27 protein-coding genes and 1 pseudogene are annotated in these 23,231 nt (G+C 51.9%); 5 read left to right on the forward strand and 23 right to left on the reverse strand.

Annotation, left to right across the window (positions count from 1 at the left end; translation table 11 throughout):
- Positions 1 to 274 (forward strand): IS30 family transposase (locus tag F599_RS14270; RefSeq protein ID WP_019543624.1); only part of this gene is annotated, 274 nt, incomplete at its 5' end.
- Between the two features lie 476 nt (positions 275 to 750).
- Here F599_RS14270 and F599_RS16295 read toward each other — a convergent pair.
- Both F599_RS16295 and F599_RS14275 read right to left on the reverse strand, forming a co-directional pair.
- Entirely contained in the window at positions 751 to 1,065 is a 315-nt protein-coding gene (locus tag F599_RS16295) for a DUF1016 N-terminal domain-containing protein (RefSeq protein ID WP_081626379.1), read from the reverse strand.
- Positions 1,066 to 1,137: 72 nt separating this feature from the next.
- Complete coding sequence (locus F599_RS14275; protein ID WP_338141066.1) at positions 1,138 to 1,683, reverse strand: Fic family protein; 546 nt, start codon at positions 1,681 to 1,683, stop codon at positions 1,138 to 1,140.
- Between the two features lie 23 nt (positions 1,684 to 1,706).
- Here F599_RS14275 and F599_RS14280 point away from each other — a divergent pair.
- From F599_RS14280 to F599_RS0111275, 3 genes and pseudogenes are all read left to right on the forward strand, one after another.
- Positions 1,707 to 2,135: pseudogene (locus F599_RS14280) on the forward strand (transposase); the annotation flags it as partial.
- A gap of 116 nt (positions 2,136 to 2,251) precedes the next feature.
- On the forward strand, positions 2,252 to 2,584 hold the full coding sequence (locus tag F599_RS14920; RefSeq protein ID WP_071592877.1) for a helix-turn-helix domain-containing protein: 333 nt from the start codon (positions 2,252 to 2,254) through the stop codon (positions 2,582 to 2,584).
- Positions 2,581 to 3,633: a DNA cytosine methyltransferase gene (locus F599_RS0111275; protein ID WP_019543628.1), complete on the forward strand. Its 1,053-nt coding sequence runs from the start codon at positions 2,581 to 2,583 to the stop codon at positions 3,631 to 3,633. Before F599_RS14920 ends, F599_RS0111275 begins: the two co-directional genes overlap by 4 nt.
- Positions 3,634 to 3,671: 38 nt before the next feature.
- Here F599_RS0111275 and F599_RS0111280 read toward each other — a convergent pair whose 3' ends face one another.
- Genes F599_RS0111280 through F599_RS0111330 form a run of 11 tightly spaced genes read right to left on the reverse strand, consistent with a single transcriptional unit; the run spans position 3,672 to position 12,613 of the window.
- Positions 3,672 to 4,088, reverse strand: a complete 417-nt coding sequence (locus F599_RS0111280; RefSeq protein WP_033369379.1) for a very short patch repair endonuclease — start codon at positions 4,086 to 4,088, stop codon at positions 3,672 to 3,674.
- Between the two features lie 3 nt (positions 4,089 to 4,091).
- Positions 4,092 to 5,057 carry a restriction endonuclease PLD domain-containing protein gene (locus F599_RS0111285; RefSeq protein WP_019543630.1) on the reverse strand — a complete coding sequence of 322 codons (966 nt, stop codon included), beginning with the start codon at positions 5,055 to 5,057 and terminating at the stop codon, positions 4,092 to 4,094.
- A gap of 5 nt (positions 5,058 to 5,062) precedes the next feature.
- Complete coding sequence (locus F599_RS0111290) at positions 5,063 to 6,907, reverse strand: Z1 domain-containing protein (protein ID WP_019543631.1); 1,845 nt, start codon at positions 6,905 to 6,907, stop codon at positions 5,063 to 5,065.
- Positions 6,908 to 6,920: 13 nt separating this feature from the next.
- Positions 6,921 to 8,069: a restriction endonuclease PLD domain-containing protein gene (locus F599_RS0111295; protein WP_019543632.1), complete on the reverse strand. Its 1,149-nt coding sequence runs from the start codon at positions 8,067 to 8,069 to the stop codon at positions 6,921 to 6,923.
- 11 nt (positions 8,070 to 8,080) lie between these two features.
- On the reverse strand, positions 8,081 to 8,284 hold the full coding sequence (locus F599_RS0111300; protein ID WP_019543633.1) for a helix-turn-helix domain-containing protein: 204 nt from the start codon (positions 8,282 to 8,284) through the stop codon (positions 8,081 to 8,083).
- 43 nt (positions 8,285 to 8,327) lie between these two features.
- Entirely contained in the window at positions 8,328 to 8,531 is a 204-nt protein-coding gene (locus tag F599_RS0111305; protein ID WP_019543634.1) for a hypothetical protein, read from the reverse strand.
- Between the two features lie 54 nt (positions 8,532 to 8,585).
- The gene (locus F599_RS0111310; protein WP_019543635.1) at positions 8,586 to 9,257 is read right to left on the reverse strand and encodes an AAA family ATPase; all 672 of its coding nucleotides are present in this window, start codon (positions 9,255 to 9,257) and stop codon (positions 8,586 to 8,588) included.
- A gap of 38 nt (positions 9,258 to 9,295) precedes the next feature.
- A complete protein-coding gene (locus F599_RS14290) occupies positions 9,296 to 9,541 on the reverse strand; it encodes a helix-turn-helix domain-containing protein (RefSeq protein ID WP_019543636.1) in 246 nt (81 codons plus the stop codon).
- A complete protein-coding gene (locus F599_RS15915) occupies positions 9,519 to 11,204 on the reverse strand; it encodes a DUF2326 domain-containing protein (protein ID WP_019543637.1) in 1,686 nt (561 codons plus the stop codon). The genes F599_RS14290 and F599_RS15915 overlap by 23 nt, the downstream gene beginning before the upstream one ends.
- Positions 11,194 to 11,418, reverse strand: a complete 225-nt coding sequence (locus F599_RS16220; RefSeq protein WP_019543638.1) for an ABC-three component system middle component 7 — start codon at positions 11,416 to 11,418, stop codon at positions 11,194 to 11,196. Before F599_RS16220 ends, F599_RS15915 begins: the two co-directional genes overlap by 11 nt.
- Entirely contained in the window at positions 11,405 to 12,613 is a 1,209-nt protein-coding gene (locus F599_RS0111330) for an ABC-three component system protein (RefSeq protein ID WP_156022019.1), read from the reverse strand. The genes F599_RS16220 and F599_RS0111330 overlap by 14 nt, the downstream gene beginning before the upstream one ends.
- Positions 12,614 to 13,120: 507 nt before the next feature.
- Between F599_RS0111330 and F599_RS0111335 the strand changes: the two genes are divergently transcribed.
- On the forward strand, positions 13,121 to 13,615 hold the full coding sequence (locus F599_RS0111335) for a helix-turn-helix domain-containing protein (RefSeq protein WP_019543640.1): 495 nt from the start codon (positions 13,121 to 13,123) through the stop codon (positions 13,613 to 13,615).
- A gap of 165 nt (positions 13,616 to 13,780) precedes the next feature.
- On the opposite strand, the gene F599_RS0111340 is transcribed toward F599_RS0111335, so the two are convergent.
- The 10 genes from F599_RS0111340 to F599_RS0111400 all read right to left on the reverse strand — a co-directional run bounded on the left by F599_RS0111340 (position 13,781) and on the right by F599_RS0111400 (position 23,148).
- Positions 13,781 to 14,164, reverse strand: a complete 384-nt coding sequence (locus F599_RS0111340; protein ID WP_026327961.1) for a phage holin family protein — start codon at positions 14,162 to 14,164, stop codon at positions 13,781 to 13,783.
- Between the two features lies 1 nt (position 14,165).
- Positions 14,166 to 15,437, reverse strand: coding sequence for a hypothetical protein (locus F599_RS14925; RefSeq protein WP_019543641.1), 1,272 nt, complete (start codon positions 15,435 to 15,437; stop codon positions 14,166 to 14,168).
- 4 nt (positions 15,438 to 15,441) lie between these two features.
- A complete protein-coding gene (locus F599_RS0111360; protein ID WP_019543642.1) occupies positions 15,442 to 15,666 on the reverse strand; it encodes a hypothetical protein in 225 nt (74 codons plus the stop codon).
- Positions 15,666 to 17,696, reverse strand: a complete 2,031-nt coding sequence (locus F599_RS0111365) for a hypothetical protein (protein WP_019543643.1) — start codon at positions 17,694 to 17,696, stop codon at positions 15,666 to 15,668. Before F599_RS0111365 ends, F599_RS0111360 begins: the two co-directional genes overlap by 1 nt.
- Position 17,697: 1 nt before the next feature.
- Positions 17,698 to 18,651, reverse strand: coding sequence for a hypothetical protein (locus F599_RS0111370; protein ID WP_033369381.1), 954 nt, complete (start codon positions 18,649 to 18,651; stop codon positions 17,698 to 17,700).
- Positions 18,652 to 18,653: 2 nt separating this feature from the next.
- Complete coding sequence (locus F599_RS0111375) at positions 18,654 to 19,079, reverse strand: hypothetical protein (protein ID WP_019543645.1); 426 nt, start codon at positions 19,077 to 19,079, stop codon at positions 18,654 to 18,656.
- 2 nt (positions 19,080 to 19,081) lie between these two features.
- A complete protein-coding gene (locus F599_RS0111380) occupies positions 19,082 to 19,423 on the reverse strand; it encodes a hypothetical protein (protein ID WP_019543646.1) in 342 nt (113 codons plus the stop codon).
- Positions 19,395 to 22,049, reverse strand: a complete 2,655-nt coding sequence (locus tag F599_RS0111385) for a hypothetical protein (RefSeq protein ID WP_019543647.1) — start codon at positions 22,047 to 22,049, stop codon at positions 19,395 to 19,397. The genes F599_RS0111380 and F599_RS0111385 overlap by 29 nt, the downstream gene beginning before the upstream one ends.
- A gap of 174 nt (positions 22,050 to 22,223) precedes the next feature.
- Positions 22,224 to 22,535, reverse strand: a complete 312-nt coding sequence (gene gpG / locus F599_RS0111395) for a phage tail assembly chaperone G (protein ID WP_019543649.1) — start codon at positions 22,533 to 22,535, stop codon at positions 22,224 to 22,226.
- Position 22,536: 1 nt separating this feature from the next.
- Positions 22,537 to 23,148 (reverse strand): major tail protein, encoded by a 612-nt coding sequence (locus tag F599_RS0111400; RefSeq protein WP_019543650.1) that lies wholly within the window; start codon positions 23,146 to 23,148, stop codon positions 22,537 to 22,539.
- Positions 23,149 to 23,231: the final 83 nt, after the last annotated feature.

Consider the following 23,231-nt stretch of genomic DNA (forward strand, 5'->3'; position numbering starts at 1 on the left):
TGAGACATTCTCTCAGTATGAGCAGCTTGGCACGAAGATCTATTTCACGCACCCGTACAGCTCATGGGAACGTCCTCAGAACGAGCGGCACAATGACCTCCTGCGGGATTACATCCCAAAGGGGACATCGATCGAACGCTACAGTGACGAAGATGTTCTGAGCATCGCGGACGAGCTGAATCAGCGTCCACGCCGTATTCTGGGGTATCACACTCCAGCAGAGCTCTTCGACCATTTTCTCGATGAAGTCTATGCTATTGAGAAATATTCCTGATTGGAACAATTGTTCAATTTGTACTTGCAATTATCCAATCGAAAAAATCCCTTCCTATAGCCTCAACCCAGTAAACAGTAGTGTTTCAAGGCTTTCCCAATATATAGTGGTTTGTAAACATCAAAACTGCTATACCTTCCGTGACATCAAGCATACCGTCTCGACGTGGCTCGACGGCCTGAGATGAATGTCCCGGCCCCTCAATTAGCTCCGCTCGTTTGCGGGAACTGGTCGAGGCAGGAAATAAGTGTTTTGATACGCGCCCTCCGTTCGCGGGAACATGTCCATCTACTTTTCTACCTATAATACCGAACAGAATAAGTCCCATCGTCTCAACCTGCTCGATGGCACTTCTGTTCTATGCTGCCAAGGTCTCAACCTTGCTCCTGGATGTATTTAACTTGGTCGGTATCTTAGTCGCTTTACTTGGTCGGTCAGCGACCAAGATCATTCTTATTGAGTCTGATAAGAATACGTCAGTATCTGCATTTCCCCTGTTTCACTGCTTCTGGCTGTTGTGTCTTCAACATCCGGTAATAATACTGAGATGATAATACATTCCGCTGCAACGTCCGTACACTCCAGCCCTCCTGAAAAGCCTCGTGTTCGTACCAGTCTCTTGCCCGACGGTCTTTCACCTGCAGAAGAACACAATAATGTGTCCATGATAGAAGCCGATCAGATTTTCCACTCACTGAGTGGAAAATCTCAGGGTACTCTTTATAAAAAGAATAAAAGTTATACAGATTCGTCTTTGTAAAACCATTTCCGTTATGGCGCTTCTGTTCTATCCTGCCATGGTCTCAACCTTGCTCCTGTATGTATTTAACTTGGTCGTTATCTTAGTCGCTTTACTTGGTTGGTCAGCGACCAAGTTGTTTCTTCCTATACTTCTGATTCCGGTTACGTGGCTTATCGGGAATCGTCATTTCTATAGCTCCTAGCGCTAATGCTGGATTCAGATAGTTCTTGCGGAACGTCGGCCTATGAGAGAGATCTAGTCTCTCCATGATTTGAGCAGCTGACAGTTCCTCATCACCAAGAACATCAAGCAATTTCTGTACGGAAGGATTCGTTTCTTTAGCCTTTTCATCGGCATTGCCCACGACTGTCGTTCCTGTCAGCGTGTCAAGAATGATCCCCAGCAGGAACTCAACAAAAGCACTGCTATCAGATTGCCTGTCCGATTTACCGAGCGCACCATAGTACTCCTGCTGCCGAGAGCGAATCAGTTCCTCGATCGGCAGCCAGTAGAATATCTCATTCCATTTCCCCAGAAGCAGACTATGCCACATCCTGCCCATACGCCCATTCCCGTCTGTAAATGGATGAATAAACTCGAACTCGTAATGGAAAATCGCACTACGGATCAATGGGTGTATCTCCGAGGATTGGTACCAGTCGAACAAATCCTGAATTTCTCCAGGTACAAGTCTCGCGGGAGGTCGAGACATGGCAGAACCGCCCACTCCAGCCATTCTACCCATTTGCTTTCGTCGACTGCATCTATATGTCGCTGCGCACGGAGTACGGCATTCAGCAGGCCGCTGTCTATGTCATGCTCGCCTACGATGTCAATGGTCGTAAGGATGTCCTGGTCCTCTGGATCAACGAGACAGTACGCAAGATCATGTACACGACCAATGCCATCGAGAGCGTCAACTCGAGCTTTCGCAAGGTGACGAAGAAAGGTGCCTTCCCCAATGAGGATGCCGTTTTCAAGATTTTCTACCTGCACGTCCTGGAACTCTATAAAAAGTGGAAAGGGCGTCACATTGCGAATTGGGCGATGGTCCGGAACCGGCTGCTCATGGATGATAGGATGTCACAGCTCATGCAACAATATGATGTTGCTTATTAAATCGATTTACACAAAACTCTTGACACACCCCCGTATTGCTGCATTTTCGCAGCGAAACATATAAAAAATTTGACAAAACGCAGCGGATTGAGTATACTTAAATACGAGGTGGCATTATGAGCAGTTTAGGAGAACACTTGAAAGACTGTCGGAAGAAGCTTGGACTGAGCCTGAAAGCGGTCGAAGAAAAAACAGGAATTACAGACTCAAGGCTGAGCAAGATTGAAAATGGTCAACGGAGCTGTCCGGGCAAGGAACTGCGCCTTCTTGCGGAGGCATACAACGAACCCGTTGTTTCTATGTTTCTGACTGCTGGTTATCTCATTCCCGATGATCTCAAGGAATACCAATACGTCTTCCATGGCGTTGAAAGGCTGGATTCTGACGAGCGTCAGCATATTCAGGACGAGATTGATTACATGATCAGAAAGAAGGATACGCCGTTATGATTTTCAGATTAGGAGAACTCTTCTGCGGTCCGGGCGGAATCGCGTGGGGAGCCATGAATGCAGATATCGGCGACCCGGAATATCAAATAGTACATCAGTGGGCGAACGACTATGACGCGAACACCTGCAAAACGTATACGGAAAACATTTGCAAAGACAAGCCCGAAACGGTTTACCACGAAGATATACGAAAATTCAATATGGATAAGCTCGCGCCAATCGATGCACTGGCTTTTGGCTTTCCCTGCAATGACTACAGCGTCGTCGGAGAGCAAAAAGGCATGGACGGCGTGTACGGTCCGCTCTATTCTTACGGGGTAAAGGCACTGAAGAAGTTCAAACCGCAGTGGTTCCTTGCTGAGAACGTCGGAGGGCTGAGAAACGCCAATGAGGGCAAAGCCTTCACAAAAATTCTGGCTGAGCTTCGGGATGCGGGGTATACGCTGACTCCGCACCTCTATAAATTTGAGGAATATGGAATCCCGCAGGCAAGGCACAGAATAATCATTGTCGGAATAAGAAATGACATCGATGTAACATACCATGTCCCTTCAACTGCTCCGTATGCCGGAATTGACAACACCTGCAAAACAGCAATTGAAGTACCGCCTATTCCGAAAGATGCTCCAAATAACGAGAGAACGCGTCAGTCCGCCATCGTCGTAAAACGCCTGGAGCATATACTTCCGGGGCAAAACGCATTCACGGCAGATCTGCCGGATGAATTGAAACTGAATATCAAAGGCGCGCGAATCAGTCAGATATACAAACGCCTTGACCCGGACAAGCCTTCCTATACTGTTACGGGGAGCGGCGGCGGGGGAACGCACATTTATCACTGGTCGGAGCCGAGGGCGCTTACCAACCGCGAAAGAGCAAGGCTTCAGACGTTTCCTGATACCTATGTGTTCTACGGAAGCAAAGAAAGCGTCAGAAAGCAAATCGGCATGGCAGTTCCGTGCAGAGGAGCAAAGATTATTTTTGAAGCAATCCTGAAATCCTTCGCCGGAATTGACTACCCTTACACAGAAGCAAATATTGATGAATAAAAAATGCCGGAGAGCATGCTACAGTTCTCCGGCATTTTTTATTCTTCTGTGATCTCATGGTAAAGCCTGCTCAGATTCTCTTCCGCAGAGCCTTTCTTCAGCTGACATTCCCATATAGTGAATACACGCCAGCCCATTTCCATCAGGAGCTTTTTGTTTTCTTTGTCGCGTTCCACATTTCGATTTATCTTTTTGCGCCAGTATTCTTCATTTGATAAAGGCCAAACGAATCTTCCGCAGTCATGGTGATGCCAGAAGCATCCGTTCACGAATACCACAGCCTTATATTTTGCAAGGACGATATCCGGACATCCGGGTAGTTTTTTCACATTTTTTCTGTACCTCAGTCCGCGGGAAAATAGATACTTCCGCACTTTTTCTTCGGGCCTCGTGTTTTTGCTTCGGATATGCGACATATTCATACTGCGGACTTCCTTTGTATGATTGTCAGCCATGCCTTATTTTTCCCCTTTGCTTACTGAAAAGTCCATATAATACTGCTCGTCATCGATTTTATAAAATGAAACATCTCTTCTCCCATAAGCGTCAAGATCCTTTGTATGTACATAGGCGCCGTTTGCCAGTCCAAGACGGTTTCGGAAATACTCGCCGAGCTGAGCATTGCTTGCAGGGGTAGTGATTGCCTTGTCTCCCTCCTGTTCCACGCGGAGAAGGAGCGTATGATGATCGTCCGTGACTACCAGAAAATGCCGTTTTTCCAAGGGAAAGAATCCGCTCCGTGCAATCTTTCTCGGAAGTGGAATATAAGCCTCATTCGGATTCCTCTTTTTTCGCTGTCCCCAGTTCAGTCCAGACTTCTTTCCCGGCTCTTTTGTCTTTTCCACAACAAGCGAAAGGCAGACATAGTTTGGATCGTCCGTCGTTAAATCTGCGACCGTAGGAAGAGGAGACGCTACGATTGGAACATAATCCTCCACTTCGGAATTGACGCAGTATGTTGAATTATCGACGGCCGCCTCGTATGTTTTGTAAGCCGCAGACGCGCTTCTTTCTGATACAGAGCCGCTTCCGCCTTTTAGAAGCGAGCTCTGTGTAAAATCATATGAGCATGAAAATGCCGTTACAGGGGTTTCGCCGTCCATCCATATATAAAGATTTCTTTTTGAAATTAGAGCGCCATGATAATAGTTACAGACAAAGCTGTTGGACTTTCCTTTTCGGAAAGCCCTGTGAAGTTCTATAAACGCATTGTGATTTGTCTGCAGTATCCCTCGTTCGAGAGAGGAAGTTATAATCAGTTCTATGGAAATATCGCTGATCTTATTTTCTTCATACGTCTTCAGGAGCCATGACGCCATATTCGGCGAGGCCTTATCTGACAATATGCACAGCCTGTCTGCTCCCAATGAAATCGGATCAAAGAGAATTTTCTGCGCTGTGTTGGAGTACTGACCCGATGCCATGATGATTATCCCTCCTCTTCAAAAACGTCGTAGTACATAATTCCTTCCGGCAGTTTTATGTTTGGCACCCACAGCGGTCTGCCGCCCCAGCCTTTTTCGCCCGTGACCTGATACATGGTCAGCACAGTTTTGCTTGGGAACGAGCCGCCGAGCTTCCAGTCGTTCGGCGACAGCAAAGCGCCGGTTCCCTGTGCAACGTTTCTTCCTCTGCGTACAATCAGAATTCCTTGTGCGGTTGGGGTCTCCGCAAGGATGGTGTCGAGAACAGACTGAAATGCGTCAATCTTAAAGTCCGGTCCGGAAGAAATATGAGAAAGTATCTCCTTGATCATTCTTAAGCTGACTTGATAATATGGATCACTGTCAGAAAAGCTTTCCAGCAGTTTTGAAATGCCTTCAATCGAGTCATTGTCCGGGTAAAACGGATAATAGTTTGTCCCTCCGGATATGACGGCGACATGATCGTTGTCGAGAACATTCTTCCTTGTGGGATTCAGCCCTTCCGGATAATAGACCTTTACATTATCTATACCTTTTTCTACCTGCGCAATAATCGAATTGTTTGTGGCGTTTATATCTGCGAACAGCTTGTAAAGACGCTCGTCTATATAAACCATCATCATGCCGGGATCTCTGTCGTAGCCAAACATCCGGCTGTGCTGCCACATGGTATCTGCCTGCGGCTTTTTGCTCGTCCGGGTGTAGTAAATTGTCTGGAGACCGGGGAATGTGACGCCGCGCCCGAGTGTGTTTCCGCCGACGACAAAACAGCATCCAGAGGAGTATTCATCGCTTTCAACGTCCGTTTTGCCGTTCATTATAAGGACTTTGACGCCGCCCAACAGAAGGTCTCTCGATTTCATGAGTACTTCTTCAAATGGAACCTTCTGCGATTTTTCTGGTGTGAAGCCTTCATACTGCCTGCGCACTTCTTTTTCAAATTCCTCGGTGTTGTCACGGCACCAGTGAAGTTCTTTGTTAATGTTGTCTGCGTACCTTTTGTGCGCGGCTACACGTACGCTTGGATGCAGAAGACAGTTTGAAACCTTTCCGCCGGAACACAAAATCTGGGCGGAAACTGCCAGGTGTCGTATTACGACATTCCTGATTGGGTTCTCAAGGGTATCAAGATACGTTATACATGCAGGTTTTCCTTCTGCAGGAAAGAAAAAATCACCGCCGAGATACGCGCTTCCCGGCTGGAAGTAATAAGTAAAGTATGGATGCCATCCGGAAACCATCGTCTGCAGGAAAATTGCCTGCGGCGTTCCCGTCACCTGCAGATAAAGGCTGCTTGAAGCACCGTTCTTAATGCTGTCCAGATATTTGTTAATGGAGGACTGCCTGTCTCTGTTCACAAGCGTATTAAGAGAAGCCGCGTCCGCCTCGTCGTCAATAATGAAGAGCGGGTTACCCTTCATAAATCCGGTTGAATTCAGGATGTTTGACCAGAGTTTCAAAATACGGGCGTTCTTTTTCAAAACAATGATGGCCGGCTCAATGAGGCTGTTGTCCGTAAACAGTCCCGCGTCGTTTTCTCCGCAGATACAGAAACCGTCCAGGTCGGATTTTACACGGTCAAGCGTCTGCTGCTGAAGAACCACGTTGTCCGTAGTTAAAAGCACAAAAGCAGGAAAGCCGAGATCCGCCGCGCGGCACATAATACCGAACATCTGGCCTGTTTTTCCGGACTGGATATTGCCGAGCAGGAGTCCAATTTCATGGTCGGTGAACGAGAATTTTTTCAGATATCTGTCTCCGACTTCTTCCGCTGTTTTTGCAATGGATCCTGCGAGTTTTGGATTTCCTCTGTCTGTTATCTTTTTCAGGTATGTTTTCAGATACTGCATTCACCGTCACCTCTCATTCTTCTTCCTCATTTTTGCCCGTGAAGGAGAGCATCCAAACATCGAGCCGATTTCCATCCTCATCCAGCGCAGTCTGACCTGTCTTTTTGAAAAGAAGCCGATCGCAACCGTATTCCTCCAGCATCTCCTGTGTAATCATGCCTTTCCGTTCCGTGTCCTGCGCAGTGTTGTTAACTGGTGTGACAATGCCGGCAGCCGCAAGACGTCCTTTGAGCCATCTTCCCATAATAAGCTCGTCACCGACTGCGCTGAACTGCTTGTTGTTATCACTGGTTGTATGAGCTTTGAACCAGTAGCCGTCGTCTGTGATAACAAAAAAGGGAACATTCTTCGCCGGATAGCCATCCATTTTGTATATCTGAGCCCCGACTGTAAGCTGCGTCTCATACCAGTCGCGGGCTTTTCTTTTGCTTCTCGGCGCGGCGTAGCATACATTGATATTGGACTTAGTGAAATGTTTTCCGTCGTCGAGGAAACGTTCGTCTGATTTCGGCACTTTCAGCTGCAGATAAAAGGATACTTCTGCCGGCCTCTGTTCATAGAAGACAACATTAGGCTGCGGAACCGGTGTAACCAATTCAATGCCGTTGAGTGCAGTATTTGTTTCCCGAACAAGAGGTATGTCTTTGATATCCGCAATATCAGCGGAGACAGATTTCAAACTTTCGATGTGCGCTGCTGTCTCTGCAGCTTCCGCAGCGTCTTCCGTTAAGGCCGCCGTTTCATATTGTCTGCGGTTTGATGCTTCCAATTTTATGGCTCCGAGATTTGCTGATCCGATTATCGCCGAAAACGGAACTCCGTCTTTGTAGAAGCAATACACTTTCCCGTGATATTTGAACGCCTTCACAAGGCGGATTTCTCCTATACCTGCATCGCGCCATTTCTGGTTGATTTTCAGTGCCTGGCGGTACGACCGTTCAGGCATGCTTTCTATGTAATACATTCCGATTGTCAGACATATGGAATGCAGCCCGTAGCTGTCAACTAACCTTTCCAGCTCATCCAATGACGCCGAAGAAGTGTATCCGACAGCAATTTCTACCCTGTCGGCTTTTTTCATCTGCTCGTTAAAGCAGTCTATTATCGTTTCTTGCCCTTCCCGTGTGCCAAGAGGAAGGATGTTTGAATACAATAATTTCACGTATTTCCTCCTTAATCATCCACCGTTTCAAGAATATCTTCGATGTGGCAGTTCAGTGTTTCGCAGATCTTCAGGAGGACATCGGTGGTGATGTTCGCTCCCTTGCCGAGCTTGGCGATAGAAGCCGCGCTGACGTGTGCCGCATCTTTTAATTCCATTTGTGTCATGTTCTTGTCGATCAGCATTTTCCAAAGTTTGTTATAGCTGATATGCATTTCCCAATCCTCCTTACCACTTGCCTGTCATCATATCGAAATGTTATCCCTGTCCCATGCAGCGGAAGATCATCTCGAATGTGTCACGATACATCTGTTCATCCAGAAATTCATCGGTGTAATGAATCCCGTCGTTGACGCCTGTAACATCAGATGTGATATACGCCAGAAGCACTTTCGCAAGTTCATACTGTTCGGTATCTTCCGCACCGTCTTCGCAGCGAATAAAGTCCGCCTTGTAATCCACCAGTATACACTGCCACAGATCGTCGCCGTCATAGCCGCAAAGCTGCAGAAAGTATTACTCCAGAATTCGGCGCATGATGCTTTTGAGCGGAATGCTGCTTTTTACTTCTCCGTACGAGTCCCAAAGCGCCGCATAGGAGTTCTTGACCGGATTAACGTTCATGCGGCTTGTCGGGCGATCCGGATCAACCTTATCAAACAGTTTGACCGATGACTTGTTGTTGATCTTTCGAATAAGATAGAACGATACAAAATCCCACTGGCTGGCGTAAGTGTATGTAACTTCCTTGTGGAAGTAGGCGTTGTGCGTGAGTATAAAAATCTGCTTGATGAAATTTCCGGAAACAACAGCTCCTCTCTGTACCGCGCTGTTGCGGCAGAATTCTATCATCTTTCTGATCTGTGCGCCGACAATGAAAAGCGTTCCGCTGTCCATGCTGGGAACAGGGTCGTCTATTACGACGATTTTCGGTTTGATGTCTTTATCCGTATTGTCTCCGCCAAATACCTGCTGCTGAAAGTACAGGAAGGCAATGAAGTTCTTCTCGCCTTCGCTGAGGTTCTTGACAACTGACTTTTTGCCGGTTTCCTCGTCCGTACGGACGACGGCATAGTTGCGCACAGGCGATGGAACAACTCGCTTTATAGTGCCGTCAGGCTGCGGAACGTCATCCCAGTGCGAGACAAGCTCTGAGTTCATGTCCATCGCGACGGCATTGAGCACCATCTATCATATCACAGTTCCACAAGGTTTTGCATTGAGCCTTATTTTTCTTTAGCAACACGCTCCATGATGTCTTCGACCTGACAGTCGAGAGCTTCACATATTCTCAATAGGACATCTGTCGTGACATTCTCGCAGCGCCCCATCTTTGCTATGGATGCTGCGCTTACATCACTCATTTTTTGAAGTTCCTTCTTCTTGATATCCCTATCAATAAGCATCTTCCACAAACGGTTGTAGCTGAATTCTGTTTTAAGTTCTTTCTTATTTTTTCTTGTCTGTGCCATCATTCCTCTCCTTATTCCAAGCCCATCCGAAGAGCTCATTTCTTTCAGGTGATAATTCCAACACAGCGTTCTCGTTCACAATACGTTGTGTCTCTTCGCTATATGAATCCAATATGTCATAAGCCATAAAGACCTGCTTGCCGCTCTCCTTCTGCTTCTCATAAACCTTGATTATTTCCGAAAATACAGACTTCTCGATATTTTTAAGAAGGACTGAATCATGAACCACAAACGGAACAGGCGCTATTGCCATGTTCGCCAGATCGAATGTTATCAATCCCCGGTACTGTGCGCCAGTTCCACCATCGTTTGGCGTTTTGAATGTATACTTATTTAACTTCTCCAGTCGCAATATTGGCGGCATGTGCTGTTCGTCATGCAGTATTTCCAGCGTTATTTCGCGCATCTTCTGATTCACAGAGCTTTCTATCTGCATAAGCTGCTGGCTTATGACCTCATCGCGGGTCTGAGCATAATTTGATGCCACTTTCTTCAGACGCTCCAGTTCATCGAAGTTATTGTTAGCTTCATGCAGATTATTCAGCTCTGTCGTGATTCTGGCATACTCATTCAGGATTGCCTGCGACACATTTGGTACGGTTTTCGTCTGAATTATCTCGTCCTTAATCTTCACAATCTCATTGTTAAGAAGAACATATGTAGTAGAGAGATCCTTTTCCGTCTCCTGAAATTCGTCATTCAGAATTTTCGACAGCTTCTGATGGAACCTTTCTATATCCTCAAGTGCCTTAAAATCCTCGGCGGGGAAAAATTTTTCCAATGCTGAGAAAGTTCTCTTGAACTCCTTCTTCTGGCCGGTCATATCTCGTCTGACTGCATTAAGCTGCGTCTGAACAGCCGCCTTTTGTCTTCGATAATTGATGAGTTTTTCCTGAAGTTCAGATAAATGTTGTGCCGTCATGCTGTCGAGATCAAGCAGCCCCTGATTATTTTCCTGAGCCAGCTTTTTCTCTTGTTCCTCAAGTTCAGCAATACGAAGCTCGTTTGCTTCTTTTTCCTTCTGGGTTTTTGTGGCTCTTACATGGTTGTACTGCTGGGTAGTTTTTCGAAATGACTCCTTTTCATCTTCTGCAGCCGCGGCCTGCTTACTCTGCGCTTCTACTGCGGCGTATCTGTCGAAGAGCTTCATATAGCTCTTAATCGCATCAGCTACTTTTTCATCCTTTGCCGCCTGAAGAGGTCTTTCTTCATCCAGAGTTTCTCTTTTGTAAACTCTGATAAATCGCCCAACGGCGCAGCGCCATGTAATCCCATCAGCAGTCAGACCGTATTTTCCGCACAAGAATGCTCCATAAGCCTTTTTAGACAAAGGCTCTTCATCCGGCAATGGCCGATAATTTTCATCACACTTCACGACTTCCTTATATTTGACAGTATTTCTGGAGAAATGATAATCCTCGCCATCAAATCGAAATGTAAAGTTAATCGTGTGCTCGCCCACATTATCTTGAACATCGGTGCATTTCTTCACATAGTCGTCACCGCCAAAAACGAAATCAAGAATCATAAGGAATGTCGATTTTCCTATTGAATTCGAACCGTTGTCATCACCGAGAACAGCATTCAGTCCTTCATGAAAGCGGATCGGCGCTCGCATTTCTCCATTCTTTTGAAATTTATCGCATTGAATTTCAACCAACATAGTGGAGCACCTCCTCGTCGATCTTTATTTTGTTCATGGCATAAAGGCAATCGAGGACTTCCACGAACTCACTTATATTCTTGATCTTGCTTTTTCGAACTTTCGCATAAAGTTCTTGTGGTGTCATGTCGTTCTTCTCCAAAAGTTCCAGTACAACCGGAAACTTTGCGATGGTGCTCTCTTTATATGGAGTCACTTTACTAGGAAGCTTCATTATGGAACACCTCACAATTCTGTACAAAGAAAGCAACGACTATGTTGCATGCCAGTCGACTTTCTGTTCCCAAACCAGCCTTATTACGAATCCATTCTGACAGATTGGTAATGATATCCGCCTGTAGAAGTCCTGCCTTCTCCAACTTTGAAGAACTTATCTTTACTTCAGCCGCAATGGTGTCAAAATCTGACGTCGAATTCGAAAAGACCTTCTCTATATATCGGTAGTATGTAACCACCTGCACCTTGGTCTCATTCTTCAGAATGAAATTCTCCGGCTTAAACTTTTCATCTACGCGTAGAGCATTGTATTCAAGCTCAACAAGTTCAGACGCATCCTTTATCTGGCTCAGCGCATCAAGTACAGTTCGGATATCTTCCTCAAGTTGAACACCGTTTACTTCCATCTTGGCCTTATAATTTTGAGTCAGTTCCTTCTTTATTTCATAAAGCTGGCTATACTCCTCAACGGTAGGATCGATTGAATATTTTTCCGCGCAGCCAACATCCAGGGCTATCAGGTTTTCCAGCTTATTCAGATGCGCAGGAGCAGGATGAACAACTTTAAATGCTGCTGCAGTATCTTCGTCTAAATCATCAGGGAAGATCTGTGTAATCGCATATCGTTTGATTGCCTTCCCTTTAATCGTGTCTACGAGTTTCTTATGGCATAGCGGGCATTCATAGTTTGCTTCCGCAAGTAATGGTGCATCGGCATACTTTACCTCTGCGCCCACCTTCTTATTCGATTTATTGACAGCATAAAGAAATACCTCTCCCAGAAACTTGGGCTCGTCACCTTTTTCATGAAAGGCGATGAGCTTTTTCTTTTTGCTCTCAGAAATGCTGTCATCCGCTTCAATAACCTTCACCAGCATATCGGTAGTGTCATCAAGCGTATGCGGATTCAGATCTTTAGCTACCTCATTTCTGAAATACTTAATCGTATCGTCTATGACATTCTGCTTTGTAGAAGCCTGCTTAATTCCATCTGGTACATTATCGTCTCTGCTGACAATTCGGCTGATCTTCTTAGGGCTAAGATTGGATGTACTGAATCCATTTTCTATAACATAGCCCTGATCATTTATTGCATTCAGAAGAAATCGTCCTGCAGATTCCTGTTTATCATGCTCAACCAGGCCTTTCCGCATGATATCGATATAAGACGACATATTCAATTCGTTTATCAAACCTATCTCCCTTCTCATGCTCCGGAAAAACACTGGCAAAACGGAGGCAAAACAGAGGCAAATACTTTCTCCTCTAAAAGTTTTATCCTTGAGATGTAATCAGAAAGCAGGTACAAACCTAAAAACGTATTTATATTTTACCAAATTATCTAAGTATTTTCTACGCTTTTTGAGAATTTTTTGTGCTATCGCTTAATTTTTCTTCTGATTTCATTCCATCAACAGCCTAACAGCAATGATGGAAAGCACCCCATCAATCTGGCAATTATTTGTCCGCATTGTGAGAGCGCAATTGACCTGGGCATGTCGCTAAACTGTCCGGCCCTCACAGACGTTCACCCGGTGCACAGAGGTGGCTCGAGCGACTGTGATGGTCACAAACGAATAGAGAAACCAGTCTACGAGCATGGCTGGCCCAATCGAAACGTGGATTTCCCGTTCCGGATAGGTCAACCATGCTCTTTTTTGCTCTGCCTCCGGTTCGGGAGTGAACCGGAGGCATTGAAAATGCAAAACAAGGACAATCACAGTAATTGCGTCTTCGACAAGACCACCCGCACTTGGTTCGAGGTCTCAGAGAAAAAGTATCGCGAGTACGACCGCTGGCGTACCGCGCTTCGCAAACGTATGCAGTATCACGGCGAATGTTCCTGCACACGCAATAAGTGGTGGCTGTGTGACGGGGTTTGCCAGGACTGCGTATTCCACAATTACACTACCATTTCATTGGATGAGCCACTCCCTGATGGCAATGGAACGCGGGGAGATTACATTCAAGATGGCAATCCAACGCCAGAAAGCTTAATGGCTAATCACGACCTGCTGGAATATCTCATCATGCGTCTTCATGAAACTGACCCAGAGGCAGACCGCATCATCCAACTTCTACAGGATGGGGTCTCTGCCCGTAAGATAGCCGAAATTCTTGGACGCAAACAACGTACCTTTTCTAAGGAACTGAAGGACTTCCGCGATATGTATCGTCACCTCCTTGATAATTAATCTCATCTCATAATAAAAAAATCCGGTACAAGACATCCTTCTCGATGTCCTGTACCGGATTTTTTCATGCTGTCTTCTCTTATATAGTAGCCTTGACCGGCACCGCGCCTATACGATACCACGACAAACGCCAGTTTCTGTCTTGGCTGTTCGCATATTCTCCCGTCACTTCCCCTTCAGCTGCTCCATAACCTTTCTTAGCTTCTCCGGCACAGGCAGCCCGATGCGCGCAGCATTTTCGGTGATGGAAATGCCCTCGTTGGCGCAATAGAAGAAAATCACGGCCGTCCTGAGCATGCTGCCGCTGCCGATGATCTGTGTATCGAGGAGGTTCGCCATGCCGACGAGGCAGAAGATCATCACTTTCTGGCAGATGCCCTTGAAGCCGGTCTCGCTTGACAGTCGTTTCTCGACGATGGCGCAGAGGACGCCCGTGATGTAGTCAAGTACGACAAAGGCCACGAGGACGGTCAGCAGGCCGTCCATGCCGCCGAAGAAGTCACCGAGAAAAGCGCCGATTCCCGCTGCCCAGCAGCGTATATGTTCCATGTCAGTTATCTCCTTTCATCCATCTTCCGCATTGCCTCGTAGGCCGGAGGCGCGCGTTGAGGCAGGTACTTCCGGTTTCAATTTTTTTCCTGCCGCCTCTCCCGCAGCGGTATAGCTCGCCCTTATGGGAAACAAGCCACATGCCCGGACGCGTCTTGCAGGCGATGAGCCTGTCTCCCGGCTCGCAGCCGTCCAGCTCACAGATTTCCTCACCCCTTATCGTCTTAAGCGTATAGCGGTACGCGTTCGGATTGCGGCTTGAAGATTCCATCTGTGTTTTCTCTCGCCGCTCCATCGCGAGGCGAAAGCCGTCCGGCAGCGGCAGGTCGATGCTGTCGATGACGTCAATAAATCCTTTCTTCACATCATCGTCTTCCACAGAGATACCTGAAATTGATAAGACGCGGCCGCTCGTGTATTTTTCACGCAGAATCGAAATGGCCGAAGGTGCCGCCGCCATCTCAAGCTCATAGACGACCGACAGAAAGTCAAAACTTTTCTCATCTGCCGCCCAACAATAATCCGGCGCGCCAGAGCAGGAAAGGTGATCGCCCGACATGTAAATCGTTCTCCCTATGCCCCGCAGAAACAGGCAGTAGTCCTGCTCCGATTCCTGCCAGCCGCCGATGATCTCGCATTGTTCCAGCTGGAGAACCGTCTTTTCTTCCGGTCTCCCGGAGGGTGCGTCTTTCGCGAGCTGCCGGAGCGCCGCCGCGCCTGCCATCCTTGCACCTTCCCGCAACAGGGGGAGATGGACAATATCCTCTGCTGCGGCGTACCAGTCTCTGATGCCATACCTTTCGTGTACGCCGTTATCAAAATAGATGCCGAACTTGCTGCCTATGTCTTCTCCATAGTCGCGGGAACTGTAACCAACCGTGCCATTCTCCCGGCGATAGGCTTCTCCGAGGAGTTCCCGCGGTTCGCCTGCCGCGCTCAAGGAGACATCCACTACGTCATATTTATTTGAAAAAGCGACCTCGCTACCCCGGTTTACCATCAAACTGTGCATAGCGCCCTTTGCTCCTGTCCGCAGCGTTTTCCCGCGATACAGGCAGTGCGTGCCGTCGCTCAAAAAGATGGGAATCCGCTGTTTGCTGCCGACCGTGACGAGTGCCGCCTCCCCGCCTTCCGCGAGATTTCCGTAGACGCAGCGGCCGTCCGTCCAGACGAGGTCGCCCGTTTCGATGGTTTGATTTCCGATGGCCCGCAGCCATCTGCCGCCAGCGAGCACATTGCCGCCGCTGACGGCTGTCACTCTTTCCTGGTGCATCCTCTCACGCTCCTATAATGACGGCCGTTCCATCCCGCGCGATCAGCACCCAGACGCGGCTGCCGTCGCTCGTATCCGCATCGACGGCGGCTTTCATCGGATAGCTGCGCTCACCGATGCGGACTCTGCCGTCCTCGATGATGCCGCGCTGCGCTTTCTGCTCCGCGTTTTCCCGCATGCGCTTCCTGCCTGTCCGCAGGGCTTCCGCGAGTCCGTCGATTCCGTTCATCAATACCACCTCGCAATCGTGATGCTTTGCCGCAGACTGCGCGGCGTGAGCGTTACCTGGTTGGACACGAGGAAATACTCGCAGCCCTCGAACCTGACGCGCTCCGTGAAGTCCAAGATATGCTTTACCTCCGGCACGCCGTTTCTGACGCGCGAGACAATCTCCATAGTCACGGTTTCCTTCGTCCTGCGGTTGAGCCACTCGATTTCCTCCGTGAGCAGCGCGAGATAGTCGTCGCCTTTGACGGGGAACTCCGTGTCGATGAGCGACGCGGCGGACGGCTCGCCTTTGCCCTCGACGCGCACATAGTGCGAGCCGAGAGCGAGGTTCGACTGATTGATGGTGTAGCGGCTCGCCTTGCCGCCGGGCTTTCCCTGCGAGAGGGTGCTGCCTGTGTTCTCTCCATCAACGTAGACGGTCGTTGCGTACCAGCCCATGCCGAGCGGCGCGTGGTAAGTGACGCGTTCGCTTACCGGATTGTTCCAGTCCTGCCAGTCGTATTCGCTGTGCTCCCTGCCGTCATCGACGGCCTCCGTCGTGCGCTCCGTTTCCCTGAAGAGGTAGATGTCGCGGCCTGTTTTCGCGTAGGCGTATTCCGTGAGGCTGGTCGAGCCATCCTTGTTGTGCGTGCGCTTGCGCGTGAGATAGCCGTCCGTGTAGGTGTAGTCCGTCGCGCCGTTCTCGTTGGTCTCACGCACGAGGAAGCCGTTTTCATAGGTACGGCTGATCTCCCCGAGCGAGATGGTGCCGGTAAAGGGAATCGGCGCGTCCTCCGCATCGCTGTGCGCCTGATCGCTTTCGTTCTCCCGGCCGCTATGCCAGAGGGAACGGACGAGCTTGCGGTCGATGGTCGGCCGGGTGTGCGGCCAGTCCGTGATGTCGGTCACGGCGTTCTCCTGCCCGCGCTGGATGATGTGGAGCGTATCGCCCCGGATGAACACGTTGACCTGCCGGTGCGGCAGCTTCGCCGTCCAGCCGAAAAGCGCCGCGATGAAGTCCTGATACGTCATGCCGCTCTCCTCGAAATTCTGCGAGGGGATGAAGTCATCACAGCGGAAATCGAGCGCGAGGCCCAGTGCGTCCGCGATGCCCTCGGCATAATACGAGACGTTCGCCTCATCCACGCACACGTTGATGGCCGTATAGAGCAGCTTGTCCCGGCTGTACGTCCCCTTCGCCGTCTGGAGCAAGTCCTGCTGGCTCGTCTCCTCCACGAGGAAACGGAAGGGATAGTCGAGGAGCTTTCCCGCAACCTCCGCCTCGATGGTGAGCGGCCGCACCGTTTCCAAGCGATAGGTGTCCGATAGCGTCAGCTCGCCAAGCGTCATGGAGAAAGAGCGGATACCTTGGGCGTGAAAGCTCGTCAGAAGTTCCGACTGGTATTCCGGCTCGTAGCGCAGGACATGCGGCACACGTCTTGAGGTATCTGCGTTTTCCCGCTCCGATTTTTTGAGCTGCCGCCTGCTGTCCGCGTGTTGCCGCGCCGATGCCCGCAGGCAGCGCCTCAGGTCTGCCTCTGCCCGTATTGCCAGCACCTTGACCATGCGAAGCGGAGCCGTCGCCTTCTGCGCCTCTCCCACCTTCCGGCAAAGCTCTCCCCGCTGCACCGCATGGTTCCGTGAAAGGATGCGGGAGGTATCAACCCTGCGGACACAGTACGTTCCACCCACGCAGCGGGCCAAATCCGCTTTCGCTATCTGCGAGTTTTGGATGCACCGCGCCAGGCGCGCTTCGGTAAAGGCCAGCAGGGAGGAGCGCACCTCGCGCAGGGTATCCGCCGCCGTGAGATTGGCCGCTGTCACTTCGCGCCTGGTATCGGCAGACGCTTTGCTCCCGGTTCCTACCACGCGACGCAAATCGATGCTGCGCTTCTCCAGATGAGACGTCTCCGGCACGAGGCACAGCCAGACGGACGGCTTCAAGGCCGCGTGTCCGAAGAACGCACCTTCAAGAAACGTCTGCGGCATCACGGACGCCCTGCCGAAAAAGCTTCCCTCGAGATATGCCTGCGGCTTCAGTGAGATCTTCATGTCAGACTCCTGTCTTCCATCCGACGGCCAATCCGTTCAGTCCGTCTACCGTACCCTCGAGCGGATGGTAATCGCAGATAACCCCCGCTGCGTCGCTCTGGAGCGGCTGTGTGCTATATTCCGTCAGGGTGCCGCTCATGCTCTGGATTCCCGTGAGCGTACCGCCGCCGGATTCCATCTGATACGCCGGATTCCCAATGACTGCCACGCCCGTCACCCGGGAACTGCCGCCACAGGAATCCGCGAGCGCTTCCATATCAAGATACTGAAGCAGTGTCTGCCCTGCGTCCGTTGCGATATAGGAGCCGTCTCCCATCTGCGTCATGTCAGACTCAATGCCGACGGCGGGTACCGATACGAGCTGCGTCCTCTTGTCAAACGCCGTGTCCGAAATGATGATATCGGATATCAGCAAGAGCTCCGAATTGCTCATAACCGTGACATAGCTGTCGCTCCAGTTGTAGCATTTGATTGCGCCATTTATATATTGCACCCCATTGAACCATAGCTCGAATGCTCCGTCCTGCTCGTTCCCTGTCCCGCGCTTGACATGCATATAGACGGAGTTGACTTTTCCCGCGAAAAGATGGCACTCCGCTTTCAGTTCCTCCATTTCGGACTTGTACACCGGCATTTTTTTAGGGTCAAGCCCGGTTCCAGAGCAATAAGGTTCCACGAAGAATTGATTCGTGGCTTCATACGTGTAAAATCGAAGGCCGAATCCGTTATAGAGCACCTTCGCCTCAAATGCCTTGGGAACTTCCTTGCTTGTCGGCAAATAGACATCGAACCTGATCCAGAGTTCCTTCAGAACGGCCTCCAGCTTCACCCCGCATCTATCCTTTGGCTGCAGAATTCCATATCCCGTCCTGCTGCGCTCGCTCGTTGCCACCGTCGCTCCTCCCGCCACGTCGAGGAGTCCGGCAAAGCCGGGATTGACGTAATGAAAGCTCATGATCATGCCCCCTCATCCGCTGCGACGAGTCCCTCCGCCTGGAGCGACACACTCGTGTCATTCGACGGCTTCTCGTCCTTGGAGCTCATCGCCTTCACCCAGAAGGCTCTGTTATAGCTCCCCACCTGCTCGAGCGTGATGGATTCCTCCCAGGCGCCGTTCGCGTCGGCGTCCTCGGGACTGCCAAAATCCCCGTCCGGCGCGAGCTTCCATTTCGCGGCGTTCGCGCCGACGAGTTTCAGTGTGGTATTGCCCTCGATGTGATAGCCTTCATCGCAGCGCACGGCGCACATGATGACCTTCGACTCCTCCTTCGCCGCGTCGAGCGTGACGGAGATGGGCGAAAGCCCCGTTCCCGCGCTGGCCTCCGTGCCGTCCGTCCCTTCCTTCGAGATGTTCCCGTAATAGATGTGCAGCTGATTCGCCATATTCATACCCTCCAAAATTCCAGCGTAACTTTATAGACCCGGGGAAAGCGGTCGACGTAGGCGTAGCTTTTGACCACGACGCGCAGATCCCGCCAGAGGTTTCCCGCCTCATCCTCGACCGTGACAAGTTTCCTCTGTTCCCAGAACTCGCAGATACTTTTCCAGCCGTCCTCGAGCACGGTCACGGTGCAGGAAATCTTATCACCCTCCGGCACGCGGCCGAAGTCCTGCACGACGCTCCCGCCGATGATCTCGACCTGCTGCTGGCGGTCGTCCGGGATGATCTGCCAGTTCTCCGTGTCGAGCGTTGTGACCTCACCAATTCGAATATGTATTTCCGCCACCTCCCAGCGCGTTCTCCACAGCCGGACGGATGCGGTCGGCCACCTGATCGGCGAGGAGCCGCATGCCCTCGTTATCCTGCGTCACGGCGTTCTCAATGTTGACGGCGATCTGCACCTGCGGCACCGCTGCCATATTTGGTGCCTGCGGGATGCGATTCTCAGTTCCCTGCTGCGGCACGAGCTGCCGCATCTTTTCGTCAAACTGCTCAGAAAGGCTGCCGAGGATTTCATCGTAGCTGTATGTCCTGCCGTCGATCTCCGCCGAGAAACTCTGCCGCGCGGCCTCTTTTTCCCGCGCCATTTCCTCCGGATTGCGGAAGTTCGGCAGGAGATTCTCGAGCATGTGCTTCTGCGCTTTCTGAAAACCTGCGAGCTGCTCCGGCGTCATGGCGAGGTCGTCCATGGTGAAGCCGTGCGTTTCCTTGTAGTAGTCGGCCAGGCCGCGCTCGCCGCCAGTGAGATACGCCCGGAATTCCTCCTTCTGCGACTGGAGCACTTCGAGCGCCGCGCTGCGCCTGGCATCGAGCTTTTCCTTCTCGGCCCACTTCGTCGCGCGGACTTCCTCGAGGCCTTTCTCTATCCAGGCTTTCTTCTCGCGCTCGATTTCCGCGAGGCGGTTCTCAAGCGTCGTATGATAGATGCTGTCGATCTTGGCGGCGGCTTCCTCCTCGAACGCCTCGCGGATCTGCGCCTTGCGCTCCTCGGCCCAGGAGGCCGCCTGCGCTTCATCGAGTCCCTTCCTGCGGTAGGCCGCCGCCTCACGGTCGATGTCCGCGAGCTGGTTTTCAAGCGCCGTATGGCGGACGGCGGCGACCTTCGCGAGCACGTTCGTCTCGAAATCCTCGTAGATGCGCGCCCGCTTCTGCTGCAGGTAGGCGTCGGCGAATGCGGCGTCCGCGCCGGACTTCCGGTACTTTTCCGCCTGCCGCTCCGCCTCATGCAGAGAAGTTTCAAGCTCGCTGTGCGTGAGGGAAAAGAGGCTTTCCTTGAGCTCTTCACTGGCTTTAGCAGCCGCCTTGACCGCGGCGGCATTCGCCCGGGCCGTCCGGGCGTTCTCCTCCTGGGCGCGGCTGTTCCTCCGCAGGGCCTCCTCCGCCTCACGCGCGGCCTTCTTTTCCCGCTCGAGCGCCTCATCGGCTTTCTTCCAGTCCTGGAATTTTTCCGTACTCGTGCCAAACTCATAGGTGCCGAGCGCGCCGACGATGGCGCCGCCTGCCGCGCCGACCCCAGTACCAATAACCGGCGCGAAGCTCCCCGCCACAGCGCCAGCGCCCGCGCCGACAAGCGCGCCGCTCAGGACGTCTTTCATGCCGCCGTGACGCGAAAGCGTCCCGATGTCAGAGAGCGTTTCTTTGACGGACTCCGAGTTGACGCCGAGGTCGCGCATGGCGTCCGCCACGCCCCGGATGACATCCACAGAGGTTTGCGCGAAGGTTCCCATCACGCCCGCGAGTTCCCCGATGGACGCCTTGTTCTCACGGATGCTCCCGATGAGGTCCTGGAAACCGCCGATGACCGAGGGCATGAGGTCCTCCGCCACGGGCATCAGCGCCGAGCCGAGCGCGAGCCTGAGCTGGCCCGCCTCCATCTCCATCTCGCGCCACTTGAGATATGTCTGATGCGCCTCCTCCGGATTCAGCAGGCCCGTGGTCTTGATATGCGAGGAAATCTCCATGAGATCGTCGTACTGCTCGAGTACGGGGATGAGCGCGGCTCCGCGTGCGCTGAGCACCTCGGCGGTGAAGGCCTCTTCCTCTCCGGCCGCCGCGGCGTTCTTGTAGCCCTGCGCCAGCTGCGCGAGCTGCTCGTTGAGCGGCAGGAGATGCCCGGTTTCGTCCGTCAGCGTGATGCCGAAACGCGTGAGCGCCTCGGTCATATTGTTTCCGTCCTCCCCGGCGGCCGCCACCTGCTTGTCGAGGCGCGCGAAGAGCGGAATAACGCCGTCGATGCTCGTGCCCGCGAGAGAAAAGACGCGGCTGAGCTGCGCGGCCTCCGCGCTCGTCGTGTGGAGCCGCTGCGTCAGGCGATAGATGTTCTCCCCAGCCTGCATCGCGTCGTGCGTGATGTTAAAAAGCCCCGCGCCCGTCGTACAGACAGCGAGAAACGCCGCCGTCTTGGCCGAAAGCAGGGAGAAGCCGCTGGAAAGGCGCGAGACGCCGCTCTTGGCGGCATCAAGTCCAACCGTGATTTTCTCGCCCATCGAGCGGCCCGTCATGCCAGCTGTTTTCATCTGCGCTGTGAGCTTCCGCAGCTCCGCCTCGAGCTGCGCGACTTCCTTCTGCTGCCGCAGGAGGTTCGACGCCGCGTAGCGCGTGTGCGAGCTGTCGGGATCTGTCTTCTGCGCCGCCTTGAGGACATTCGCGAGGATTTCCTCTTTCCGGCGCTGGATGTCGAGCTGCCGGTTGACGGCCTCGTACTTCACCTTCAACCGGTCGAGCTCTCTGCCCGCGCCCTCGAGCTTCGCGAGGTCGATGTCGGTTTTGAGCTTCAGCTGGTAGTTCTGCGAGTTGAGCCGGGAGACAGTCTCTGAGACTGTCTTTCCCGCCGTGTCGAAATCGAGCTGCAGCCGGGCGATGTCGAGTCCGAGGCTGATGTAGAGCTCGTCGATTTTCTGTCCTTTTGCCATGTCACATCACATCGTCGATGAATTTCTCCCGCCCCGCCGTTTCCACGCGCCGCAATACGGCCAGCTGGCCGAGCAGGAACGCGATCTCATGAGCGTCGACCTCCTGCATCGTCCAGCCGTAGATGCTCTGCAGGCGCTCGTAGTAGCGCAGGAGATTCTCGTAGGGAGAAAGGTTCAGCCCTTCTCCCCCTCGGCGTTTGGGATTTTTTCAAGGTGCGCGAACGCCTGCGACTGGATCCAGAGGAAGAGCTCGCGCACGAGCGGCACGATGTCCGCCACGCCGAGGTTCTCATCAACGGCCTCCCGCGTGACTTCTTTTCGGTCGAAGGCGAGGAGGATGAGCTCCACCTGCGCGTCGAGGAACTCCTCGACTGTGAGCTTTGTCTTGTCCTCGTCGTAAAACGCGAGGAATTTGCGCCAGACTTTCATCTTCGGCTCACGCGGCGTATATGTCTTTCCGTAAAGGGTAATCTTCGGCTTTTCCATCTCACACCTCCTGGAACCACTTCGCGGCGGTGTCCGCCGTGAAGCCCTCGGCTTCCTCATCCGCCTTGGCATACGAGCAGCCGTCCGAAAGCCGGTAGATAGCCTTGGCCGTCATAGTCGGCGTGTCGTACTTGACGCTTTCCTCTTTTGTGTTGCCCGTCTCCGACGGCTCCGTGAACTGCACCTTGTAGAATTTCGTGTAGCGCTTCCTGCCGCTGCGCTTGTCCGACTGGAACATGACGGCGAAGTACGGCGGCGTATCGTCTTTCTCGGCCTTCATCACGCCGTTTTCCATCTTGTGGCCGAAAAGATAGGCCGCGTACTCCAGGGGCAGCGCCGTCGTGTCGAAGGTCAGGTCGAACGAGGCCGTGCTCGTCGCCGTATCGATGCTCTGCCCGTCGGCGAAAAGTTCCGCCTGGCTCGTCTTGGGCTTGATGTCGATCTTGCGGAGCACCTTGCCGAGACTGACGGGCTTGTCATAGACCGCCGTGCCGCCGACGGGATCCTCGAGCAGCTTCGCCACATGAAATTTCTGGATGTTGATGAACTGTCCGCTCACGAGATTGGAGCGCGGCGCCGTATTCACGGCGGGCGTCGTTCCTGTTTCTGCCATTATGCTTCCACTCCTGTTCCGATACGAAAATCTATCGCCTTCACAAACATATTCTTCTCCGCGAATTCCACCGACTGGGCGCG

Origin of the sequence: Selenomonas bovis DSM 23594 (genome assembly GCF_000381005.1) — a bacterium.
GTDB lineage: Bacteria > Bacillota > Negativicutes > Selenomonadales > Selenomonadaceae > Selenomonas_C > Selenomonas_C bovis.

What these genes read in the sequence shown, in the direction of transcription:
- F599_RS0111400 (WP_019543650.1), bottom strand. Translation starts at nt 23,148, where the DNA reads ATGGCAGAAACAGGAACGACGCCCGCCGTGAATACGGCGCCGCGCTCC.
- F599_RS0111280 (WP_033369379.1), bottom strand. Translation starts at nt 4,088, where the DNA reads ATGGCTGACAATCATACAAAGGAAGTCCGCAGTATGAATATGTCGCAT.
- gpG (WP_019543649.1), bottom strand. Translation starts at nt 22,535, where the DNA reads ATGGAAAAGCCGAAGATTACCCTTTACGGAAAGACATATACGCCGCGT.
- F599_RS0111285 (WP_019543630.1), bottom strand. Translation starts at nt 5,057, where the DNA reads ATGGCATCGGGTCAGTACTCCAACACAGCGCAGAAAATTCTCTTTGAT.
- F599_RS14290 (WP_019543636.1), bottom strand. Translation starts at nt 9,541, where the DNA reads ATGGCACAGACAAGAAAAAATAAGAAAGAACTTAAAACAGAATTCAGC.
- F599_RS14925 (WP_019543641.1), bottom strand. Translation starts at nt 15,437, where the DNA reads ATGCACCAGGAAAGAGTGACAGCCGTCAGCGGCGGCAATGTGCTCGCT.
- F599_RS15915 (WP_019543637.1), bottom strand. Translation starts at nt 11,204, where the DNA reads ATGTTGGTTGAAATTCAATGCGATAAATTTCAAAAGAATGGAGAAATG.
- F599_RS0111340 (WP_026327961.1), bottom strand. Translation starts at nt 14,164, where the DNA reads ATGGAACATATACGCTGCTGGGCAGCGGGAATCGGCGCTTTTCTCGGT.
- F599_RS0111310 (WP_019543635.1), bottom strand. Translation starts at nt 9,257, where the DNA reads ATGGTGCTCAATGCCGTCGCGATGGACATGAACTCAGAGCTTGTCTCG.
- F599_RS0111360 (WP_019543642.1), bottom strand. Translation starts at nt 15,666, where the DNA reads ATGAACGGAATCGACGGACTCGCGGAAGCCCTGCGGACAGGCAGGAAG.
- F599_RS0111365 (WP_019543643.1), bottom strand. Translation starts at nt 17,696, where the DNA reads ATGAAGATCTCACTGAAGCCGCAGGCATATCTCGAGGGAAGCTTTTTC.
- F599_RS0111275 (WP_019543628.1), top strand. Translation starts at nt 2,581, where the DNA reads ATGATTTTCAGATTAGGAGAACTCTTCTGCGGTCCGGGCGGAATCGCG.
- F599_RS14920 (WP_071592877.1), top strand. Translation starts at nt 2,252, where the DNA reads ATGAGCAGTTTAGGAGAACACTTGAAAGACTGTCGGAAGAAGCTTGGA.
- F599_RS16220 (WP_019543638.1), bottom strand. Translation starts at nt 11,418, where the DNA reads ATGAAGCTTCCTAGTAAAGTGACTCCATATAAAGAGAGCACCATCGCA.
- F599_RS0111300 (WP_019543633.1), bottom strand. Translation starts at nt 8,284, where the DNA reads ATGCATATCAGCTATAACAAACTTTGGAAAATGCTGATCGACAAGAAC.
- F599_RS0111385 (WP_019543647.1), bottom strand. Translation starts at nt 22,049, where the DNA reads ATGGCAAAAGGACAGAAAATCGACGAGCTCTACATCAGCCTCGGACTC.
- F599_RS0111375 (WP_019543645.1), bottom strand. Translation starts at nt 19,079, where the DNA reads ATGGCGAATCAGCTGCACATCTATTACGGGAACATCTCGAAGGAAGGG.
- F599_RS0111290 (WP_019543631.1), bottom strand. Translation starts at nt 6,907, where the DNA reads ATGCAGTATCTGAAAACATACCTGAAAAAGATAACAGACAGAGGAAAT.
- F599_RS0111335 (WP_019543640.1), top strand. Translation starts at nt 13,121, where the DNA reads ATGCAAAACAAGGACAATCACAGTAATTGCGTCTTCGACAAGACCACC.
- F599_RS0111370 (WP_033369381.1), bottom strand. Translation starts at nt 18,651, where the DNA reads ATGAGCTTTCATTACGTCAATCCCGGCTTTGCCGGACTCCTCGACGTG.